Genomic DNA, 20,307 nt, shown 5'->3' on the forward strand with positions numbered 1-20,307 from the left:
AGAATTGCCACTATGGCTACAATGAAATTTCTGTGTGATACCAAGCGCTGCATTGAATGTAATGGCTGTGTCACCGCTTGTAAAAACGAAAACGACTCCGCTCTCGAGTGGGGTATCCAACGTCGCCGCGTGGTGACCATCAAGGATGGTCAGCCCGGCGAGGCCTCTATCTCTGTGGCTTGTATGCATTGCAGCGACGCGCCTTGTATGGCCGTATGTCCTGCCAACTGCTTCTACCGCACCGAAGACGGCATAGTGCTGCACAACAAAGATACCTGTATCGGTTGTGGTTACTGTCTCTATGCCTGTCCATTCGGCGCACCTCAGTTCCCGAAATCAGGTGCTTTCGGCTCCCGCGGCAAGATGGACAAGTGTACCTTCTGTGCCGGTGGTCCTGAAGAAAACCATTCGGACGCTGAGCGTCAGAAATACGGTGCCAACCGTATTGCGGAAGGCAAGTTGCCTATGTGCGCCGAACTCTGTGCAACCAAGGCCCTGCTGGCCGGTGATGCGGAAGTGGTTTCCGGCATCTACCGTGAGCGTGTGGCTTATCGCGGTGCCGAAAACGGCGCCTGGAAGTAACAGACGGCACGAATATCCGGCCCGGCTTAGCTGGGCCGGTGAGAGAGGTTAATATGAACAAATGGTTCAAACACATAGGCTTGGCTATTGCGCTCATGTTCAGCGCCGTATGCTTCGCCAATGGTGCCGATGCACCTGTGGAACCACAAGCGAGCGATGCCCAGATCTGGGCTCAGCTCAAAGATGGAGCAACGGGTTATACAACATCCGACAGTCAGTTCCACAACCAGCCGATCAACACCTATGATCTGCGGGTACTGGAACTTCGCAGCGACTGGCTGGCACCGGGGTTGATGCTGGCATTGTTCGGTATGATCATCATCTTTGCCCTATTTATCATGGTTAATGGTATTTCCAAACTGCACCATGGTTTCTCCGGCAAGATGGTGCATCGCTGGTCCAAGTTTGATGTGAGCATTCATTGGCTGGGGGCAATTCCCTGCTTACTGCTGATCCTCACCGGCTTGGTGCTGCTGGCAGGGCGTTTCTTCTTCCAGCCGTATCTGGGTGAAGGCTTCTGGGCATCAATGGTCAATGGCGCCAAGCAAGTGCACGACGTGATGGCGATTCCCTTCATGTTCGGCTGGGCACTGATGACGCTGTTGTGGGCCAAGAACCAGTTGCCCAAGATGTATGACGTCAAGTGGTTCATGGTAGTGGGCGGTTACATCAACTTCGGGCCTTTCAAGGGCAAACACCCTGATGCCGGCTTTGCCAATGCCGGTGAGAAGATGTGGTTCTGGGCCTTTGCTTTCTTTGGGCTGATCATCTCTGCTTCAGGCATGCTGCTGTTGTTCCCCAACCTGTTTGAACCCAGCCGTACCCTGAGCCTGATTGCTCTGGTATTGCACTCAATCAGTGCCATCATCATCTGTGCCTTCTCCATAGTGCATATCTTCATGGCGACTGTTATGTCTGAAGGTGGTATGGAGTGTATGATTTCCGGTTACTGTGATGAAAACTGGGCCACTCAACACCACAACCTGTGGTATGACGAGATCAAGGCCAACGGTACTCTGAAATACAGAGACTAAGGTCAGCACTCTGTCTACTGAAAAGCCGTGTCAATCGACACGGCTTTTTTATCAATAATGAAAAATATCAAGGTGATTTTTTTATATTCCGCACTTATTCCAACTAAAGAGAAACATAAAGCTACTTTGTTGGCTTAAATTCTTAATCAACTGTTTTTTAAGATTAATTTATTTTAATCCAGCGCTTATTTTCCCATCGGCACACGGAAAAATGTAACATAATTACACAGCAATACAAAAATATGATTAACCAACATCCCTCTTTAACGCAAAACATACATCCAAAAATAGAACAAAATACTTTAAAGATAACCACTTGATGGCGGCAAGGCTGTTTGTGGTAAATTGCTTATTTAATCACCCGCATGTAAAATACTTCTACAAACGTAACAAACTTACACAATTTCCCTTCACTCAATCAGATACCATCATGATCAATAATACTCGAACCAGCATGCTATCCATGCTGCCGTCTTTGCTGTCCAGTGTGCTACTGATAGTGATCGGCATCTTTGCTTATCGTGCATTTTTCCAACTCAATGACGCCAGCGAACGTCTGGTGAACAACAACAGCCTGACCGAAACTTTCGCCGGGATCCGCGAGGAGTTCTATCAACTGCGATTGGCTTCCTTAGTGCACAACACTCAAGGAGTACGCATGCATCAGGATAAGGTGCATAACCTGATAGCCCGCCTGAGCCAATTCGACACTGCCTTTATGAGCGATGCCGGCGCGCGAATCGCCGTTCTCAAACCCGGGATCGACAAATACGCCCGCCTCTATTTCGATGAATTAGCATTGGCTGAGCGAACCGGCACAGAGCCGGTCCTGACGCCGGTAAGGCGAGATCTGGGCCCTGAGGTAAGTGCCGAGATCAATCAACTGGTGGCGCAGATAACCAAGCGTAACCAGGAATTAGGCGAAATGACGGTTTCCGAGGTAGATAATACCGAAGCCATTTTGCTCGGACTTATCCTGTTTGCCATAGTGACCTCCCTGCTGATGGCACTCTTAATGAGCCGCCATCTGGTGGCTATTGTCAGCCGGATCCAGCAATCTGTCGCCAAGCTGGCTGTAGGGGATCTGACCCACAAGATAGGGATCCAGGGCAAGAATGAACTCTGCACCCTCGCAGCCGATCTGGACCAGCTCAGCGACAGATTACAAGTCATGATCCGCGACATTGCCCAAGCTTCTGAACATATGGCGCAACAGGTCGGTGAGCTCAATGTGCAGTCTGAGTCCAACTCGGCCGCATTGCAGGCCCACGCCTTGGAAACCGACCAGGTCGTCACCGCAGTTGAAGAGATGAGTGCTACCGCCCAAGGGGTTGCCAACGATGCTGCTTCAGCAGCGCAGTTGACCGATAAGGCCAGAGCTCAAGGAAATGAATCCCGTCAGGCGGTCGAACAGGCTTCCAACAATGTGATGGCGCTGGTCAGCGAAGTCGACTGTGCCTCCCAGACCATAGCCGAGATGGATGAGAGCACCCGCAGAATTGCCGGCGTACTGGACGTAATAGGCGAGATTGCCGAGCAAACCAACCTGTTGGCACTGAATGCGGCCATTGAAGCGGCCCGTGCCGGTGAACAAGGGCGCGGCTTTGCCGTAGTGGCCGATGAAGTCAGGGCATTGGCAGCACGCACCCAGGCCAGCACTTCAGAGATCAACAATATGTTAGAGCAGCTGCGTCAAGGCGCCGATTCGGCGGTCAATGCCATGAATCGTACCCGCCAAAGCTGTCAGGCAACGGCCGATACCACAACACTGGTGGCCGAAAGTCTGCAGGGGCTGACCGAGCATGTGTTCGATATCAATGGCCTCAGCACTCAGATAGCTACGGCCGCCGAAGAGCAAAGTTCGGTTTCTGAAGAGATTACCCGCAACCTCAGCGTCATTCGCGAAATGGTTGAGGAGCTAAATCAGAGCGGCAAGGCGACACTCGGCAGCACTGCGGCACTGGCAGCAGCCAAAGATCAGCTCTCCAGCGTGGTCAGACAGTTTAAGCTCAACTGAATATAAGGGGTCTAAGGACCCCTTTTTGCTGCCTGATGTAAAGACACCCCTCGAAAGGTTGATTTTTCATCCGTTAATGCTAAAACATGATCTGCTTAACAAAACATCACTTCCGATACTGATAGGTATTGTTATCTTCTAGCCAGTTCACGTTTTAACTACTCCACAGGAGGTAGTCTACAAACAGCTGGCAGTACCTTGGAAATAATCTAACTGATTGTGGTATCTAAGGATTAGCAAAACTAACAGGAAGCCTTATGTCGTCAATTATCCAAACTCTCGATCGCCAACTGGTCACCCCATACCAAGCCAATATCACAGTACCCAACTGGATGCTGGGGGCTATGGAGCGGGTGATGCAGTACTATGTTGATAAGAACCTGAGGCTGGACACTATTTCTGCGGATGTGATGCCGGCACCGGTAGAGGGCAAGAAATACATGCTCTATGCCCATATCCCTTTCTGCCACACGCTTTGCTCTTACTGTACCTTCCATCGTTTCCTGTTCAAGGAAGACAAGGCCCGCGCTTATTTTGTGGCGCTGCGTAAAGAGATGGATATGGTCAAGCAGTTGGGCTACGACTTCGAGTCCATGTACATAGGTGGCGGCACTACAACAGTGCTTGAAGATGAGCTGGCGCGTACTATCGAGTATGCCAAGACCCTGTTCCCTTCCATCAAGGAAGTCTCCTGTGAATCGGATCCCCAACACCTGGACAGCCCAGACTTTAAGCAGCTCAAGGGCTTGGTTGACCGCATGTCCATCGGGGTGCAGAGCTTCAATGATGACATCCTCAAGATGACAGACAGGTTGGAAAAGTTCGGTACCGGCCAGCAGACATTCGACAAGATCATGGCCGCCAAAGAGCTGTTTCCGATTATCAACGTCGATCTGATCTTCGGTTTCCGCGGTCAGACAGACGAAGTGATCCAACATGACTTGGATATGGCTTCCAGACTGGATCCGCGCCAGATCACCACTTATCCCTTGATGATCACCCACCAGACCCGCAAGAGCGTCAAAGGGAAGCTGGCGGCACCTCAGGCCGATATGGCCAACCAGTACCGAATGATCCTCAATACCCTTAATGGCCAGTACAACCAGTTGTCGGCTTGGGCCTTTGGCAAGGCCAACGATGAAGGCTTTGACGAGTACGTGATCGACTACGACGAATACTTGGGCGTGGGCTCAGGTTCATTCAGTTTCCTCAACGATACCCTGCATGTGAATACTTTCTCGCTGCGCAAGTATCAGGAGCGGATCGCCAGCGGCAAGATGGGTGTTGAGCAGCAAAAGCAGTACAGCAAGAAAGATGTGATGCAGTATCGTTTCCTGCTAGGGATGTTCTCTGGCCGTCTGTCGCGCAAGTATTTCCGCGATACTTTTGGCGTTAATCTGGACACGGCCCTGTTCAAAGAGATGAGCTCGATGAAGTTGATTGGCGCTATCAAGAATGATCCTAAAAATCCGGATGAGCTGATCATTACAGACAACGGCAAGATGATGGGCCTGCTGATGATGAAAGAGTTCTATTCCGGTATGGATAATGTCCGGGCGCAGCTGCGTAAACCGCTGAAGCCTTGTGATATGTAATCTTAGGCGCAATCAATGACAAAAATCCGCCACAGAGCGGATTTTTTTATTGTGCAATAAAGGTTCTGCCGACGGCTAGTCGCCTTGACTGCGATTAGCGGGATAACGGGGGCAATCGTCGCTAATCTCCAACCAGGCGGGTTTGTCGGCGCAGTAGATATGATATCTGGGCACCACTCTGTCTGGGTCATCCAAAGAAGCAATACTCAAGCTGATAAACTCGGGATGATCGAGACTGCGATAACTCAGGCTGGTGCCGCAGTTTGGGCAAAAGCCGCGGCGGATCTTGGCCGAGGAGGCGTATTGCCGCACGGCTTCCCCCTGCCAAGTGAGTTGCTCCAGCCTGAAGTCCATCCAACTGCCTACCACAGCCCCTGTGCTCTTGCGACATTGACCGCAGTAACAGTGGTCGGCATCGAACGGCTCCCCCTCGAGGCGATAACGTATGGCGCCGCACAGGCAGCCTCCCTGTAACTGATCCTGCTGTTTCATCGCTCGACTCCGGGATTGCTTATTGTCAGGGCCTATCTGGCGCGATAGACGGGATAAGCCAGGTAAGCCTTATCATAGTAAGGGCTGCGTTCGTAAAACCAACGCAGCCTGGCCTTGGCATCGGCGGCAAATGCCGGGTCTTTGAGCGCCTGGTCAAATTCGGCCTGGAGCGCTTTGGAATTGGCCAGCATCTGTTGTGCCAGAGGTTCAACCGCATAGTCCTCAATATACTCGGTGCGGGTGAATATGGTGTTGAATAATCCCCACTGCAGCAGTGAGTCGGGCGATTGCGGCTCCAGCAGTATCATCGCCAGATCGCCGAGCGGCTGCTCAGTGCTTATCTTGACCGTGCCGACAGGCAAGGTGAGTTCAACCTTTTCCAGTTTGGCCTTGGCACTGACTCTCTGGCGGCCTTCATAGTCACTGGCGGCAAACTGGGGGTCGCTGAGGCGATATTGTTGCAACTTCAGTGTTTGAGGTTGTTCCAGGCGAGCCATGCGAATGCCGTGCAGCGATAGCTTGGCAATCGCCTCTTGCCACTGGGGCGGAATATAGTAAGCGGCCGGGCGGCTGACCCGGATATCCGCCTCTGTATTACCTATTACCGGCAGGTTGGGATACAGCTTGGACTCGCCGGTCCAACGCACCACTTGTTTGCCCGAAATGGGGCTCTGTTCCAATTGGTAGTCTATGCCTTTGAAATCCCAGCCCTGCTGCTGCTTTTGTGACTTCCAGGTCAGGGTCACCAGCCGTGGGTAGCGGTACTTGTCTTTCTCTATCGCCGCACGCAGCTTGGTCGCTTTGGCCCCCACCGTCTTGAGGGTTTGCTCCAGCATTACATAAGTGCCCAGCACCCGTTGCCGAAACGGCTTGAGGCTGTGGTTTTCAATCAATATGGTCGGTAGGTGTCTGGCATCGCCATAGCCGTTGGAATAACGGGCCGAAGCATTCCACAGTGACATGCCCTTGCTCAAGTCAGTATTGTCCAAGGCGAAGACCAGAGGTCCCGGGATATGACCTGCCTGGGTCAGCGCCTGTTCTATCGCCGGGCGATACTCCTGTTGCAGCCAGTTGTAGCCGGCGGGGCTCAGCCCCTGAGACAGGTTGTAACCAAAGGTCACATCATATTGGTAATCGATACCGTCGGTGACATGCACATCGATATACAGCTGTGGCTGCCAGTCGTTGATGGCGGTCAGCATGTGTTGCATCTCTATGCTGTCGGCCTTGGCGTAGTCACGATTGAGGTTGATGTTTTGGCTGGTGGTTCGCCAGCCCATGCTCAGTGGGCCGCGTTGATTAACCCGGTTGCTTTGGCTGGAGCGCTCGTGCGCATCGACACTGAAAATAGGTACAAACAGCAGGTTGACCTGTTCCAACAGCTCGGCCTTGTCGCCGACTATGATATCCCGCAATAACATCATGCCGGCATCCTTGCCGTCAATTTCACCCGAGTGGATCCCGGCTTGCACCAGAATATTGGGCTTATGGTTGCGTCTCAGCTGTGCCGGGGTGGCGGCACCTTCGGCGCTGGCCACTATCATCCAGATATCACGGCCCTGGGGGCTCTTGCCCAGGCTCACCTTGTTGAGCTTATTGCTTTGGGTCATCAGCCTATCCAGCCAGGCAAAGGTCTGCTGATAACTTGGGCTTTCAATACCGCCGGATTGCTCAAAAGGCGTAGCCCAGCCGTCGTCGGCTGCACGCATTAAGGCCTCGCTGGCACCACTCCAGGATTTGAGCGGCGGCAAAATGGCATCATTGATATAGGTGTTGGCTTGGGTGGCTGGTTCGGCAAGTGCGGCGCCGGGGAACGTCGCGACAGCGAGCCAGAGCAGGGACAGCATGCGCATGAAAGGCTCCGGGATACAGAATATTGTTATTGTTGAAGCGCTCTATCTTTAACCAATTTACTCAGCCCTGCAAGTCACCCGGAGTGACTCTCCCTTTATTTTGTGGTTATAGCAATGAAAGCAAACTGCCCCTCCCTAAATTTTGTTTCGTCAAAGTAATGTCAAAAAATGGCATTCAAGGGCAGTAATTTACATATTTGCAGTCCAGTCTGAATAAATATCTAGTCTCACTTCTTAAGTTATTTTCTGTGTTGTAATTTCTTAACTAAGAAAATTAAAAAAGAATTTTATATCTATACCAGTAATCATTAACGGCTGGACAAATAGCTTATATAGGTAAAGTAGTATTTTAATGTGATGGCCGTTTTAATTATCAATGGTGCTTTTGGCATTCACATTAATAAGGGAAAGTGCGAACAAGTCCCATGTGTGCTCTGCGTCGGCTTCCAGGCCGGTAAGAATCTCAGCAAGGTAATGGATGGCGTGGCACGTATCTATGGCTTTGAGCTGATGCAGGTGGCCCAGGCGCTGGATCTGCAGAAGAAAGTGAACCACAGGCAGTTGTCACCCCAGAATGAGCAACTATTAAAGGCGCTGCGCAAACAGGTTGTTTACCCCGGAGTCGAGGCCTCAACGCAATTCCTGATGAAGTTCCAAGAAAACCAAACCCCGATAGGATTGACCTCCGGGGCTCTATGTTGAGAGAACCGGGAATAGCCTTTGCTCAATGGGTTTTCGGGCACTGAGTCAGATGCCTTGGACTCTGACATAATGAGCCAGCTTGGTGGTGGAGAACTGATGCGGACTGCTGCTCGGCCGTTTAACCGATACGGGAAGATGTTTAACGCTTTTGAGGCCATAGCTGTCGCTTTAAAGTCAAGCGTACGCTATATCCAACTTGCTGCTTGTTTTGGCATCATAGAACAATCGATGTCAAAATAACGTCAAAATAACCGACGACTTTACATAGAGTTACATTTTTGTAGCCTAGCCTATATATCTGTTTCAACTATCTTTGTTCACTTCATAGCCTGGGTTATTTTGGCTTTGATTCTTGTTCTTGAGGAGTAATCGCATGAGTACAGTATTGAACAAGACTGCACTCACAGAAGCAGAGAGCAGTTTAAGGCAAGTGCTGCAAACCGTCGGTCCTTTGATTGCCGCGCAAGGATTCCAGGGGTTTTGGTTTCAAGGGCTGCCAAGCAACGCCAGGGAGTATTTGGAGCACCCGGGAAATCAAGGCCTATTCGCCCCCGTGTGGCTACGAAGGCCAATCGCGTCACTGGCGTCCTCCTGTCGGATAGCAACCCTGCAACAGTACTATCTGGAACACTATGCCCGCAGCGACAATAATTTCGCCGAGTCTTTATGCGCAAACAAAGCCTGGTGTTACCGCTGGCAAGAGGATGACCCGGTAAAAGTCCTGTTCGCCAAACATGGTTATGACACTGTTCTGAGCTTCCCCGTGCCCAGCTATGCCAACCCGACTTGGTTTGGCCGTTTTATGCTGTTGGGTTCAGGTCATCCGGATCCGCAACCTGAGCGTTTGCAACAGACCCTGATCTTGGCTCAGAGTCTATTGTTTGAACATGACAGGCAGAGATTCAATCCGTTTCTGCAAAGCCGGATCTTCAAGGCCAACGCCAGAAAAGTGCTGCGAATGGCGGCAACCGGACTGCAAAATCATGAGATCTCTGATCGACTGCACATTAGTGTCCGTGGGGTTGAATACCATATGGAGTCAATGCGTAAAAAACTGGGTGCCAGCAACAGGGCAAATCTAATCCATCTGGCCCATCAATTTGAGTTGATCTGACATGTTAATACTGCTGGTCGAAGATAATCGTCTGTTGGCAAACAATATCATTCAATACCTGGCGATAAAGGGTATTGAATGTGACTATGCCGAAACCTTGGCTCAAGCCAATGAACTGCTGAGACAGCAGCATTTTGATGTGGTGGTGCTGGATCTCAACTTGCCTGACGGGGACGGTGTGCGAGCATGCCAGGGCTGGAAGGCCCAGTGTATGACCACGCCGGTGATCATGCTCACCGCCCGCAGTGGTCTGGATGACAGATTGAGCGGCTTTGATGCCGGCGCCGACGATTATCTTATTAAGCCCTTCGCCATGGAGGAGCTGGTCGCCCGCATCAAGGTAGTGGCTCAGCGCCGTCCAGCACCGCCAAAACTACAATTGGGTGAGTTGGAAATGGACTTTGGTAAACACGAGGCTTATCGCCAAGGGCAGCAGTTATCTCTAAGCCGCACCGGCTGGCAGATACTGGCTTTGCTGGCTCGCCGCAGCCCGGAAACCGTGGAGCGGGAAGAGATAGAACGTATGCTCTGGCCCGATTTTCCCCCGGACAGCGACAGCTTGCGCAGCCATTTGCATCTGTTGCGACGGGTAGTGGATAAGCCGTTCGACAGCCAGTTAATCCACACTATTCGCGGGGTAGGACTCTGCCTGAGGAGTGACTGAAGATGATGCCCAAGTTCAGTCTCAAGCGCAGCTATCAAATTTATGGGCTTATTTTTCTGGCGGTCACTCTGGCCATCAATAGCATCATCCCCCTTTGCATGATGTGCACCGGCATGTTTTCCATGCATGAAATCACCTTGCATAACGCAGGCCAGGCAGCCGAGGCGGTATTTACCCAAGGCAGTACCGAGCTGGATACCGACAACATCAGTGTATTTGCCGACTGGCAGCGGGTACCGGATAAGATAAAAGCCATCAATGACTTTCAGCCTCCCACTGCAGAAACCGGCATCCGCTACCAGCATCTCGATGGCCCCTATATCGATGCCTTAAGTGTCCACTACACGGCTTCAGGCCAGCCGCTGTATCTATGGCTACATTATGATGCCACCCATGATCTTGTCTTTGCACCCAAGAACATGACCGCCATTTTATTGCTGATAGTGATGACCTTCGGGGTGGTGGCCAGCCTGGCGTTTCACATGCAAAAACAGGTAATCACTCCGGTGCACAAAATCAGTCAGGCGATCAAGCAACACGACTGGCAAAGCATGAATGGCTTCAGTTTTCCCAAACAAGGCTATGCCGAGCTGCAATCGATAGTGGATGCGCTCAATACTTCGTTGCAGCAATTACAAAAAGCGCAGCAGAGGGAGCTCAACTTCCTGCGCTTTGCCAGCCACGAACTGCGCACGCCTGTGGCTATCTGCCAGTCATCCTTTGAGCTGCTCACCTTGCAAAAGGGCAAGTTGACCGGGCCAGTACTGGCCGCCAGCCAAGCGACAGCGCAGATGAAATCCATCATAGAAACTCTGCTTTGGCTCACCAACAAGAGCAGCACTCAGCTGGAGAAACAACCTTTGATGCCGGCTGAATTGCTGCAACAGTTGGCCGCCGAGCAGGAACATGCTCAGGGCAAGCAGGGCATGATTCAGTTGGACTGTGACGATACCCAACTTCAGGTGCTGAAAGAGCCTCTGTCCATCATGCTCAATAATCTGCTACGCAACGCACTCGAACATGGCACAGGTGAGGTCAAAGTGGAGCAGAGAGGTAAACATATCAGGGTCAGTAACTCGACCTTACAGGATAGTCTGGGAGGCTTTGGTCTGGGACTAATGTTGGTCAAACGGCTGGCGAAACAACTGGGCTGGCAGTTCAAGGAATATAGAACTCCACAAATGTTTATTGCCGAGATAGAAATTACAGATTAAAGGAAAATGTGAGTTAGGCTTATATTTTATTACCATTTTAAAAAGAGATGGCTTTCGCTGTCTCTTTTTTATTTATTTGACGGAATTTTCACTTAATTTATGTTCTCTTATCACCTACTTCCTTAAACCACAGAGTTTATTTTTTTAAGGATTGTAATCGACCAAGATCACAGCAGTTATTGGCAACAATTAATTATTATTTCCTCGTCTAATTCATGTGTTTAAAGTTTTCAATTACTTGGCATTTTATTTGTCTGAGGAAATATTATGAACTCAAAATGGTTGTTGAGTGGGGTGGCACTGGCTATGGCATTTTCTGCCAATGTGCAGGCCGATGTGACCAAAACCAGCCTGGATCTTGGTTATAAATTTTATACCAGTGATACCGAAGATGATAACCCTGGCGTCTTTAACCAACCCTTTCTCAAGTTAAATCATTTGGGTTTGGCCGATTGGGGCAGTTATTTCGCCAATATCAAGCTGGAGAATCCGGGGGAAGTCGCAGAAAACCAGAAGAATGAAGATGGTAAAACCACTCTAAAGGCATTGGCAATCATAGAGCACAAACTGGGTGAAAGCGGCTTTAACTTTTGGGCCCAGAACTTTATCTCTGCCAGTGAGACTCTGGTCGAAGACAACCTTTATCTGGGGGTTACGCACAACAGTAAGTTTGGCAATTTGGCACTGAACTATGGGGTTGGCTTCAACTATACCTTTGGTCATTTCTCACCAACAGATGAGAACTTCAATGACATTTCAGGTTACGCCCTGGTGCTCAACGCCAAATACCCGCTGAGTTTTGCCGGATTGAAGCACAACTTATCCGTCAACTACGAAGCGCAGATAGACAGGGACGAAGAGCACCAAAAGCTGTTTAGTTACGACAGCTATGGGCACCAGATCATTCTAGGGTGGCAGACCCACTTTACCGATGCCTTCTACGGCAAGTTGCACCTGACTCAGTACGATAGCTGGGGCGCACAGTACAACGACGGTATCGAGTATGGGTTGGCTTTCGGATACCAGTTTTAACAATGGAGCCAAGCTCCCTTTTTTAATCGACAGGAACTGAATATGCAGTTGAACAAATCCGTTTTGGGCGTGGCCGTATCCACTGCCGTGGTGATTACCGGCTGTCAGGTGACCCATGAGATCATCAAGAGTCAGGGGACTGCCCAGGGCAAGCATGGTGAGATCCAGGTTGAAACCAGCATTCAGGATGGCCGTATTGTGGCTATCGACGTGCTGAAGCAGAAAGAAAACCCTGTGTTGGCCGCCGCCGCATTCAAAGATGTAAAGCAAGCCATTATAGATAACAACTCTGTAGAAGTTGACGGGGTTTCCGGTGCAACCGTGACCTCAGATGCTCTCAAGAAAGCCGTAGCCGCCAGTATTGAAGCTGCCGGGGTGACCCTGGTAGCCGCAAGTGCCACGGCCAAGCATAATGAAGCTTTGACACCAGCCGAATACACCTATGACGTAGTCGTGATAGGTTCAGGCGGCGCCGGTTTCAGTGCCGGTCTGGAGGCCATGGAAGCCGGTGCTTCTGCCGTTATCATTGAAAAAATGCCCATCATAGGTGGTAACTCACTGATCTCCGGCGCCGAAATGAACGTAGCCGGTAGCTGGGTACAGAAAAACATGGAGATTACCGACTCCAAAGAGCTGTTTATCCAAGACACACTCAAAGGGGGCGACTTCAAGGGTGACCCTGAGATGGTCAAGGTGATGGTGGACAATGCCGTCAATGCCGCCGAATGGCTGCGTGACTATGTTAAGGTTGAGTTCTATCCCAACCAGTTGTTCCAGTTTGGTGGTCACAGCGTCAAGCGCGCCCTGATCCCCAAAGGCCACACGGGCGCCGAAGTGATCGGCAAGTTTGCCAAGAAAGCCGAAGAAGTCGGTCTGCCTATTCACACCAACACTACCGCCGACCGCCTGCTGATGGACAACAATGGCCGTGTGGTCGGTGTTGAGGCGACCAAGAACGGCAAGAAGATCACTTATCATGCCAAGCGCGGTGTTGTTGTCGCTACCGGTGGTTTCTCTGCCAACGTGGCTATGCGCAAGCAATACAACCCAGAGCTGGATGAGCGTTACGGTACAACAGGTATTTCAGGTGGTACAGGTGACGGTATTGTCATGGGTGAGAAGATCCATGCCGACACCCGTAACCTGGGCTATATCCAAACCTACCCTATCTGTAACCCAGAGACAGGAGCCATTGCCCTGATCGCCGACTCCCGTTTCTTTGGCGCGATTCTGGTCAACCAAAACGGTGAGCGCTTTGTGGAAGAGCTGGAACGTCGCGACGTGATCTCCCATGCGATTCTGGAACAACCCGGTCGTTACACCTATGTTCTGTGGAACAAGGACATTGATGATGTAGCCGGTACCATTGGTATGCACCAGGGTGAATACAAAGACTTCACCAGCCGTGGTCTGATGTATGAAGTAGACAGCATTGAAGAAGCCGCCAAGGTATTCAACATTCCGCTGGAAAACCTCAAGAAGACCATCAAGGATGTGAACCACTATGCGAAAACCGGTAAGGATGAAGCCTTCAACCACAGAGCCGGGCTGGTGGACTTGAGCAAGGGCCCATATTGGATCCTGAAAGCCACGCCATCAGTACACCACACCATGGGTGGTCTGGTAACAGATACCAAGACCCACGTGCTGAATGAACAAGGTAAGGTAATCCCAGGTCTGTTTGCCGCCGGTGAAGTGACAGGTTTGACTCACGGTACCAACCGCCTGGGTGGCAACGCCTATACTGACATCATTGTCTTTGGCCGTATCGCCGGTCAGCAGGCTGCCGCCAACTAAGCCGCCAAACAACTCATCTATCTCCCCAGAACTCAAAACGGCCCGTAAGGGCCGTTTTTTTATCGCGATTCCTTCATTGAAGGCGATAGCAACAAACATTCACTTCCATCACACCGTATTCAATTAGCCTGTGCCAATTGCTTCAGATGTTGATACAAGGGCTCGCTGAAGCTTTGCTCGTAGGTGAGTCGTAACTGCTGCCTGCCGGCATCGAAATCAAAGGCACGGTAGATATCCACTTCAATGAGTTGGCCACCTTGGATCAAATATTCACTGGGTAAAACCTTGTCGGCCAACTCAGGATTGTCCAGCAGCTCAGTGATCTGCAACAAAGGCGCACCACTCGGGCTCTGGATTAGCTGCCACTCGTAGCTTTCAGGGGCATCGCCAAAGTTAAGCGTAAAACGCTGTTCGCCATCCAGGGTAATTTCATCCTCTGTTGCTATAGGCCAAAAGAGGGTAATCAAGGCCCTGGAGTCGAGAGCTTCGGCGTTGGCAACCGGCATCTCCCAGGAAACAAACTCTTCATTGCGACACATCACATCGGCTTGCTGCGCTGTCCAGATGCGGTAAACCTGCCCAGGCCATTCGAGCTTGGCTAACTGCAGGACAGCCGGGGTGCCTGCCAACAAGCTTTGCCAGTCTTCATCGCCGGTCTGGTACTTGTCCACCTGCATAGTGATTGGCACCTGAGTACCATCATAGAAGGTGTGCAGTTGATTGCCTTCGATAACCGGCGCGCTTGGGCGATAGCCTTGATCCTTGCGTTCGGCATTTATCCAGCGCTCCATTTGGGTATTCCAGCACTCGGAAGCGACTTCATCTCCCAGAGGAATATCCTGGGCCAAAACCTTGCCTTGGTTGACACTACCGATCAAAAATTTTGAGGGGTCACCATATTGCAGGGAGAAAAACTCCTGTGCGCCACTCAGCCCCAAATCCAGCAGATGAGCTTGCTCATCATCCTCCATCAAACCATTGAGCACTATCACCCAGTCATTGTCGTTCATGGTTTTATCATCCTGAGGCTCCAGATAACCCAGGACCACCATGGCGTTGTTTACCTTGCTCCGCACCTCTTGGGGATCTGTTGCCAGGAATGTCGCCGCTGTCTGACCACTGGCAGCAATCAAGTGTCGCAGCTCATTCAGAGTCATAGCCAGGGTCTGTTCGGCCGCCAGAATTGCCTCATGATTACCTTCCCCGAGAAGCTTTTCTATCTGAGCTGCTGTCAAAGCGTGAATATGTTGCAGTAGCCAGAAGGCCTCGGCAAAGGTCGGCGCTGCTGTGACCTCGGCTGGGATCTGGTAGGGGGTCTTGCCTTCAGTGGCGAACAGCAGAGAATATAACTGCCTGAGTTCCTTAAGCAGGGAATCGCGCTTGGCATCACTAATGCCCGCCTGCAACATCTGCTGGAAACGACTGAATTCCAAATGGGTTACCAGGTTGATGGCGCCCGTATGCTGGTTCAGGGCAAAGAGCATCAGGCTGCCGTCATCAGCGGTTCGGGCAGTGACACTCTGCTTATTGTGCTGCTGTTTGACCGGGGGGTTGTCGCTGGTCTGCGCTATCCAGCTGGCCAGCAGATAATAATCGGGAGTAGGCTCATCGCTGCGCCAATCGAGCTGATACTTGCCGTCGCTGTCGGTTGTTGTTGTGGGCTCATCGGCATCACAAGACAAGTTACGATTGAGATCGGCGCAAACATCAGCACCAGCTACAGCCCCCAAATAACTGACCTGTCCCAGAACACTGATATCCTTGGTCACAGGTGGTTGGTTGTCATCTGAGTCGGAATTACCGCAGGCGGAAAGCAGCGTGGCGCTAAGAAGTACTGCGAGATACTTTGGTTTAACCATTTGATCGTCCGTGATTAATTAAATTTGAAGGTGCATTTTCCTTAGCCTTTGGGGTGATCACAACCCCCCGAAAGCACTAAGTCTTTGCGAGTCCATTGAATAGACTAAATCCCTTTTATGACAAGAGCAGGAATTGGCCAATAAAAACGGCTCCATTCAGGAGCCGTTTTTATCATTTACTGCTGTCATCAAGCTTTAGGACCGGCAGCCTTAATGGCATCGGAGACCTGATACTTAGCGAAGTTGCTCTGGAAAGATTCAGCCAACTGTTTGGCATACTTGGCGTATTCTTCCTTGTCAGCCCAAGTGTTGACCGGATTGAGCAGCGCGCTGTCGACGCCGGGAATGGCAACCGGGACATCCAGATTCAACTGCTCGATATGTTCGGTCGGCACTTCTTTGAGTTCACCGCTGACGATGGCATCCACTATGGCGCGGGTGACAGGAATGTCGAAACGTTTGCCGACGCCATAAGGGCCGCCGGTCCAACCTGTGTTCACCAGGTAAACTTGGCTGCCGAAGGCTTGGATACGCTTCATCAACAGCTCGGCATAAACCCCGGCAGGACGAGGGAAGAAGGGAGCACCGAAACAGGTGGAGAAAGTCGACTGAATCGCGGCGGTTGAGCCCACTTCGGTGGAACCTACCTTGGCGGTATACCCCGAGAGGAAGTGATAAGCTGCCTGCTCCTTGCTAAGTTTGGCTACCGGAGGCAAGACGCCGGAAACATCACAGGTGAGGAACACCACGGCGTGAGGCTCGTTACCACGATTATCTTCCTTACGCTGGGCAATATGCTCCAGTGGGTAAGCGGCGCGAGTGTTCTCGGTCAGGCTGGCATCCTTGTAGTCAGGCACTCGCTGAGCATCCAGCACCACGTTTTCCAGCACAGTACCGAAGCGAATCGCATCCCAGATCACCGGCTCATTCTTCTGACTGAGATCGATACACTTGGCATAGCAGCCGCCTTCAATATTGAAGACGCCGCCTTCAGCCCAGCCGTGTTCATCATCACCGATCAGAAAACGCTTGGGATCGGCAGACAATGTAGTCTTGCCTGTACCTGAAAGACCAAAGAAGAGAGTTGTGTCGCCATCTTTGCCGACGTTGGCCGAGCAATGCATAGGCAGTACATCTTTGGCCGGCAGCAGGAAGTTTTGTACCGAGAACATGGATTTTTTCATTTCACCGGCATAGCGCATACCGGCCAGCAGTACCTTACGCTCGGCGAAGTTGATGATCACTGCACCGTCCGAGTTAGTGCCATCGCGCTCGGGTGAGCAGACAAAGCCTGGGGCGTTGATGATCTGCCACTCGGGTTTGTGGCTCTGGTTATAGTGCTCAGGTACGATAAACAGATTACGGGCAAACAATTGGTGCCAGGCGTATTCGGTCGTGACTCTGATAGGCAGGTAGTGTTCGGCATCGGCGCCGACTTCCAGCTCAGAGACAAATACTTGTTTGTCGGCCAGATAGGCTTCGACTTGCTCCCACAGGGCGGCAAACTTCTGAGGTTCAAACGCCTGGTTGACCACGCCCCACTCGATATCAGCCTCGGTACCCGGCTCCTTGACGATAAAACGGTCGGCGGGGGAACGGCCGGTGCGCTCGCCGGTCTGAGCCACCAGAGCACCGTTGGCTGTTAATCTGCCTTCACCGCGCAGAATCGCCTGCTCGACCAGTTGGGCACTGTTGAGGTTGAGTTGAATGCGGTTTGCTTCTGCCGCCATAAGTAAGGTCTCCATCTATTATGAGGTCTGATATGGTCCCGGTCTGCTGTCGGGTTGGCGCGATTGTAACTTAAGCCGCGGCTAAAGTGTGAGCACGTTCTGAAAAATGACAAAAAAAAGAGAGCGATCACTCGCTCTCTTAAAAACAACTGAATATTGCCCCCGTTATTGGGGAGTATTAGGTGTCTGACTGTTGGCAAAGATGGCTTCGATATCGATGGCATCGAAGCGGTAGTGACTGTTGCAATATTCACAGCCCATCTCCACCAGCCCCTTCTCCTGAATGATAGCGTCTATCTCTTCCTTCGCCAGGGTGCGGATCGCTGCAGCGCTGCGCTCACGGGAACAGGTACACTTGAAGCTGACGCTTACTGGGTCGAACAACCGTACCTGCTCCTGATGGTAAAGACGGTGCAGGACTTCAGTAGCCGGCAGGCTGAACAATTCTTCAGCTTTAATAGTAGCGGTCAGCTGAGTCAGGTGTTCAAACTCGGTATTTTCACTCTGCTCACTCGGCAATACCTGCAACAGCATACCGGCGGCATGTTCACCATTGGCAAATAACCAAATACCTGTAGGCAATTGCTCCGACTGGGCAAAGTAGCTCTCAAGACATTCTGCGATGCTGGGCTTATCCAGGGCCACTACCCCTTGATAACGCTCACCTTCGGTCGGAGTCAGGGTGATGACCATATAACCTTGGCCAAAGAGCTGATCCAGTGTTGCATCTGTGGCAATCTCGCCTTGCCAGCGGGCAACGCCCCTTAATTCCTGACGGTTATTGCCGTTGATCACCGCCAGTGACACCGGACCACCCTGCCCCTGCAGCTGTACACTGATATCACCTTCAAATTTCAGTGTTGCCGTCAGCAGCGAAGTCGCCGCCAGCAATTCACCCAGCAGGACCTTAAGGCGCTCCGGGTAATCATGGGTGCTAATTATCTGGCGATAGCTGTCACCAAGTTGGGCCAGTTCACCCCTTACATCAGCGTTATCAAACAGATAGCGATGGAGAGTATCTTGGTTCATTGGGTTTCTCACAGTTAATTCAGGTCTCGCGGAAGCGAATGATTTGCCGCCGCTGTTTCTTATCCGGCTTGGTATCGGGCGCCGGATTATGCAATATGTTGAGCCTTCTGGCTTCAGCATTACTTTCCCGTTTTTGTATGCTCTGCGGCGTTTCTTCGTACAGGCTCTGGGCGATAGCCGCTCCCTGACGGACACCGGAAACTTTTTTTATGACGATCTCTTTTTCGTCATATCCCTGGCGTAACCTAATGCGCGCACCGACTTCTGCCAGCTTGCTGGATTTGGCTCTTTGACCGTTGTAATGTACTTTACCGCCGTTGATCATCTCTTTGGCCAGGGCGCGGGTCTTGTAAAAGCGCGCCGCCCAGAGCCATTTATCGAGCCGGACCGCCTCGGCGTTGTCATTGCTATTGGCCATGGATACTCCTGTCATAATTGAAAAAGGGGATGAGCTCACAACTCGGGGATAAACCCCTTGTCCAAGCCGCCAATACGGGGTTAAACAGTGGAGCGCTTCACACCCTTTCCAGGCGCGCAAAGGTAGCATAATCGTACAATTTTCGCCAACCAACCCCCTGTTATGGTCTTGTTGCAAACAAGAGTGTGAGTTAGCATGGCGAAGGTTTCATTCACTATTATAATCAGAACAGAGACCTGATTAGAGGGTCCGGAAAATATGGATTTATTGGATAAGATTATCGCCAAGACGGGCAGCATACCGCAAAAACCCGCCAGCACCGCCGTGTTTTGGCTATTGTTGCTATTGGTTCTGTATTTGACGGCACAGATTAGTTGGAAACTGATCCCAACAGGAAAACCGACTGCCAACTGGACACCAACCCCGGTGTCTGGTCCCCAATCACAGAATGTCGATATCAGCGGTATCAATGGTTTGGCGCTGTTCGGCAAAAAAGACGCCAGCAGCACCAAGCCTAAAGAAGTCTCAACTGAAATGATCACAGATGCGCCCAAAACGTCACTGTCGATTCTGTTGACCGGGGTGGTGGCGTCCAGCGCCGAGCAGAAAGGCCTGGCGATTATCGAGTCTCAAGGCAGCCAGGAAACCTATAGTCTGGGCGATAAGATCAAGGGCACCTCAGCATCGCTGAAAGAGGTGTATGCCGACCGTATCATTATTACCAATGCCGGTCGTTACGAAACCCTGATGCTCGACGGCCTGCAATATACTACTCAGTCACAAGCCAATGCTCAGCTGCAACAGGCCCGCAGCGGTGGTGACGTGACCAAGGTTGACCGCCGTGATGCCGACATTGGCCGCGAGTTGGTGGCTTCCCGCGATGAGTTGCTGGCCGATCCCAGCAAGATTACCGATTACCTGGCAATTTCACCGGTTCAAAAGGATGGCGAAGTGCAAGGGTACAGACTCAATCCGGGCAAAGATGCCGGATTATTCAAGGATGCCGGGTTCCAGCCCAATGACCTGGCAAAATCCATCAATGGTTATGATTTAACTGATATGAGTCAGGCGCTGGAGGTGATGGGCCAGTTGCCGGAGCTGACCGAAGTCTCTGTGATGGTAGAGCGCGAAGGTCAGTTGGTTGAAATCATGTTCAGTTTGCCGCAATAAAGCAG

At 51.4% G+C, this 20,307-nt stretch carries 17 protein-coding genes; 11 read left to right on the forward strand and 6 right to left on the reverse strand.

Features of this window, described 5'->3' with window-relative positions; all coding sequences use genetic code 11:
* The first annotated feature begins 12 nt into the window (after positions 1-12).
* From fdh3B to RC73_RS13590, 4 genes are all read left to right on the forward strand, one after another.
* Positions 13-582 (forward strand): formate dehydrogenase FDH3 subunit beta, encoded by a 570-nt coding sequence (fdh3B, locus tag RC73_RS13575; protein WP_025010615.1) that lies wholly within the window; start codon positions 13-15, stop codon positions 580-582.
* A 53-nt stretch (positions 583-635) separates the two neighbouring features.
* The gene (locus RC73_RS13580) at positions 636-1,616 is read left to right on the forward strand and encodes a formate dehydrogenase subunit gamma (RefSeq protein WP_039035150.1); all 981 of its coding nucleotides are present in this window, start codon (positions 636-638) and stop codon (positions 1,614-1,616) included.
* Between the two features lie 430 nt (positions 1,617-2,046).
* The gene (locus RC73_RS13585; RefSeq protein WP_039035192.1) at positions 2,047-3,633 is read left to right on the forward strand and encodes a methyl-accepting chemotaxis protein; all 1,587 of its coding nucleotides are present in this window, start codon (positions 2,047-2,049) and stop codon (positions 3,631-3,633) included.
* 257 nt (positions 3,634-3,890) lie between these two features.
* Positions 3,891-5,228, forward strand: coding sequence for a coproporphyrinogen III oxidase family protein (locus tag RC73_RS13590; protein WP_039035151.1), 1,338 nt, complete (start codon positions 3,891-3,893; stop codon positions 5,226-5,228).
* Positions 5,229-5,303: 75 nt separating this feature from the next.
* On the opposite strand, the gene RC73_RS13595 is transcribed toward RC73_RS13590, so the two are convergent.
* Positions 5,304-5,720, reverse strand: coding sequence for a GFA family protein (locus RC73_RS13595; protein ID WP_039035152.1), 417 nt, complete (start codon positions 5,718-5,720; stop codon positions 5,304-5,306).
* A gap of 32 nt (positions 5,721-5,752) precedes the next feature.
* Entirely contained in the window at positions 5,753-7,567 is a 1,815-nt protein-coding gene (locus RC73_RS13600) for a M14 family metallopeptidase (RefSeq protein ID WP_412514622.1), read from the reverse strand.
* Between the two features lie 363 nt (positions 7,568-7,930).
* On the opposite strand from RC73_RS13600, the gene RC73_RS13605 reads away from it, so the two are divergent.
* The 6 genes from RC73_RS13605 (at position 7,931) to urdA (ending at position 14,096) form a co-directional block, all read left to right on the forward strand.
* A complete protein-coding gene (locus RC73_RS13605) occupies positions 7,931-8,275 on the forward strand; it encodes a hypothetical protein (protein WP_039035154.1) in 345 nt (114 codons plus the stop codon).
* A gap of 373 nt (positions 8,276-8,648) precedes the next feature.
* Positions 8,649-9,389, forward strand: coding sequence for a helix-turn-helix transcriptional regulator (locus tag RC73_RS13615; RefSeq protein WP_039035156.1), 741 nt, complete (start codon positions 8,649-8,651; stop codon positions 9,387-9,389).
* 1 nt (position 9,390) lies between these two features.
* Complete coding sequence (locus RC73_RS13620) at positions 9,391-10,053, forward strand: response regulator transcription factor (RefSeq protein WP_039035157.1); 663 nt, start codon at positions 9,391-9,393, stop codon at positions 10,051-10,053.
* A 2-nt stretch (positions 10,054-10,055) separates the two neighbouring features.
* Positions 10,056-11,267, forward strand: coding sequence for a sensor histidine kinase (locus tag RC73_RS13625; protein ID WP_039035158.1), 1,212 nt, complete (start codon positions 10,056-10,058; stop codon positions 11,265-11,267).
* A gap of 267 nt (positions 11,268-11,534) precedes the next feature.
* The gene (locus RC73_RS13630) at positions 11,535-12,299 is read left to right on the forward strand and encodes an outer membrane protein OmpK (RefSeq protein WP_039035159.1); all 765 of its coding nucleotides are present in this window, start codon (positions 11,535-11,537) and stop codon (positions 12,297-12,299) included.
* A 42-nt stretch (positions 12,300-12,341) separates the two neighbouring features.
* Positions 12,342-14,096 (forward strand): urocanate reductase, encoded by a 1,755-nt coding sequence (gene urdA / locus RC73_RS13635; RefSeq protein WP_039035160.1) that lies wholly within the window; start codon positions 12,342-12,344, stop codon positions 14,094-14,096.
* A gap of 119 nt (positions 14,097-14,215) precedes the next feature.
* Here the strand turns inward: urdA and RC73_RS13640 are convergent, their stop codons facing one another.
* The 4 genes from RC73_RS13640 to hslR all read right to left on the reverse strand — a co-directional run bounded on the left by RC73_RS13640 (position 14,216) and on the right by hslR (position 19,132).
* Entirely contained in the window at positions 14,216-15,955 is a 1,740-nt protein-coding gene (locus tag RC73_RS13640) for a hypothetical protein (RefSeq protein WP_039035161.1), read from the reverse strand.
* A gap of 188 nt (positions 15,956-16,143) precedes the next feature.
* On the reverse strand, positions 16,144-17,685 hold the full coding sequence (locus tag RC73_RS13645; RefSeq protein WP_039035162.1) for a phosphoenolpyruvate carboxykinase: 1,542 nt from the start codon (positions 17,683-17,685) through the stop codon (positions 16,144-16,146).
* A 165-nt stretch (positions 17,686-17,850) separates the two neighbouring features.
* Positions 17,851-18,714, reverse strand: a complete 864-nt coding sequence (hslO, locus tag RC73_RS13650) for an Hsp33 family molecular chaperone HslO (RefSeq protein WP_039035163.1) — start codon at positions 18,712-18,714, stop codon at positions 17,851-17,853.
* A 19-nt stretch (positions 18,715-18,733) separates the two neighbouring features.
* The gene (gene hslR, locus RC73_RS13655) at positions 18,734-19,132 is read right to left on the reverse strand and encodes a ribosome-associated heat shock protein Hsp15 (protein WP_039035164.1); all 399 of its coding nucleotides are present in this window, start codon (positions 19,130-19,132) and stop codon (positions 18,734-18,736) included.
* A gap of 258 nt (positions 19,133-19,390) precedes the next feature.
* On the opposite strand from hslR, the gene gspC reads away from it, so the two are divergent.
* On the forward strand, positions 19,391-20,302 hold the full coding sequence (gene gspC / locus RC73_RS13660) for a type II secretion system protein GspC (protein WP_039035165.1): 912 nt from the start codon (positions 19,391-19,393) through the stop codon (positions 20,300-20,302).
* Positions 20,303-20,307 lie beyond the last annotated feature (5 nt).

Source organism: Shewanella sp. ECSMB14102 (genome assembly GCF_000813075.1).
Lineage (GTDB): Bacteria > Pseudomonadota > Gammaproteobacteria > Enterobacterales > Shewanellaceae > Shewanella > Shewanella indica.

What these genes read in the sequence shown, in the direction of transcription:
- RC73_RS13640 (WP_039035161.1), bottom strand. Translation starts at nt 15,955, where the DNA reads ATGGTTAAACCAAAGTATCTCGCAGTACTTCTTAGCGCCACGCTGCTT.
- RC73_RS13605 (WP_039035154.1), top strand. Translation starts at nt 7,931, where the DNA reads ATGGCCGTTTTAATTATCAATGGTGCTTTTGGCATTCACATTAATAAG.
- RC73_RS13620 (WP_039035157.1), top strand. Translation starts at nt 9,391, where the DNA reads ATGTTAATACTGCTGGTCGAAGATAATCGTCTGTTGGCAAACAATATC.
- hslO (WP_039035163.1), bottom strand. Translation starts at nt 18,714, where the DNA reads ATGAACCAAGATACTCTCCATCGCTATCTGTTTGATAACGCTGATGTA.
- gspC (WP_039035165.1), top strand. Translation starts at nt 19,391, where the DNA reads ATGGATTTATTGGATAAGATTATCGCCAAGACGGGCAGCATACCGCAA.
- fdh3B (WP_025010615.1), top strand. Translation starts at nt 13, where the DNA reads ATGGCTACAATGAAATTTCTGTGTGATACCAAGCGCTGCATTGAATGT.
- RC73_RS13615 (WP_039035156.1), top strand. Translation starts at nt 8,649, where the DNA reads ATGAGTACAGTATTGAACAAGACTGCACTCACAGAAGCAGAGAGCAGT.
- RC73_RS13600 (WP_412514622.1), bottom strand. Translation starts at nt 7,567, where the DNA reads ATGCTGTCCCTGCTCTGGCTCGCTGTCGCGACGTTCCCCGGCGCCGCA.
- hslR (WP_039035164.1), bottom strand. Translation starts at nt 19,132, where the DNA reads ATGGCCAATAGCAATGACAACGCCGAGGCGGTCCGGCTCGATAAATGG.
- RC73_RS13630 (WP_039035159.1), top strand. Translation starts at nt 11,535, where the DNA reads ATGAACTCAAAATGGTTGTTGAGTGGGGTGGCACTGGCTATGGCATTT.
- RC73_RS13645 (WP_039035162.1), bottom strand. Translation starts at nt 17,685, where the DNA reads ATGGCGGCAGAAGCAAACCGCATTCAACTCAACCTCAACAGTGCCCAA.
- RC73_RS13580 (WP_039035150.1), top strand. Translation starts at nt 636, where the DNA reads ATGAACAAATGGTTCAAACACATAGGCTTGGCTATTGCGCTCATGTTC.
- RC73_RS13625 (WP_039035158.1), top strand. Translation starts at nt 10,056, where the DNA reads ATGATGCCCAAGTTCAGTCTCAAGCGCAGCTATCAAATTTATGGGCTT.
- RC73_RS13590 (WP_039035151.1), top strand. Translation starts at nt 3,891, where the DNA reads ATGTCGTCAATTATCCAAACTCTCGATCGCCAACTGGTCACCCCATAC.
- urdA (WP_039035160.1), top strand. Translation starts at nt 12,342, where the DNA reads ATGCAGTTGAACAAATCCGTTTTGGGCGTGGCCGTATCCACTGCCGTG.
- RC73_RS13585 (WP_039035192.1), top strand. Translation starts at nt 2,047, where the DNA reads ATGATCAATAATACTCGAACCAGCATGCTATCCATGCTGCCGTCTTTG.
- RC73_RS13595 (WP_039035152.1), bottom strand. Translation starts at nt 5,720, where the DNA reads ATGAAACAGCAGGATCAGTTACAGGGAGGCTGCCTGTGCGGCGCCATA.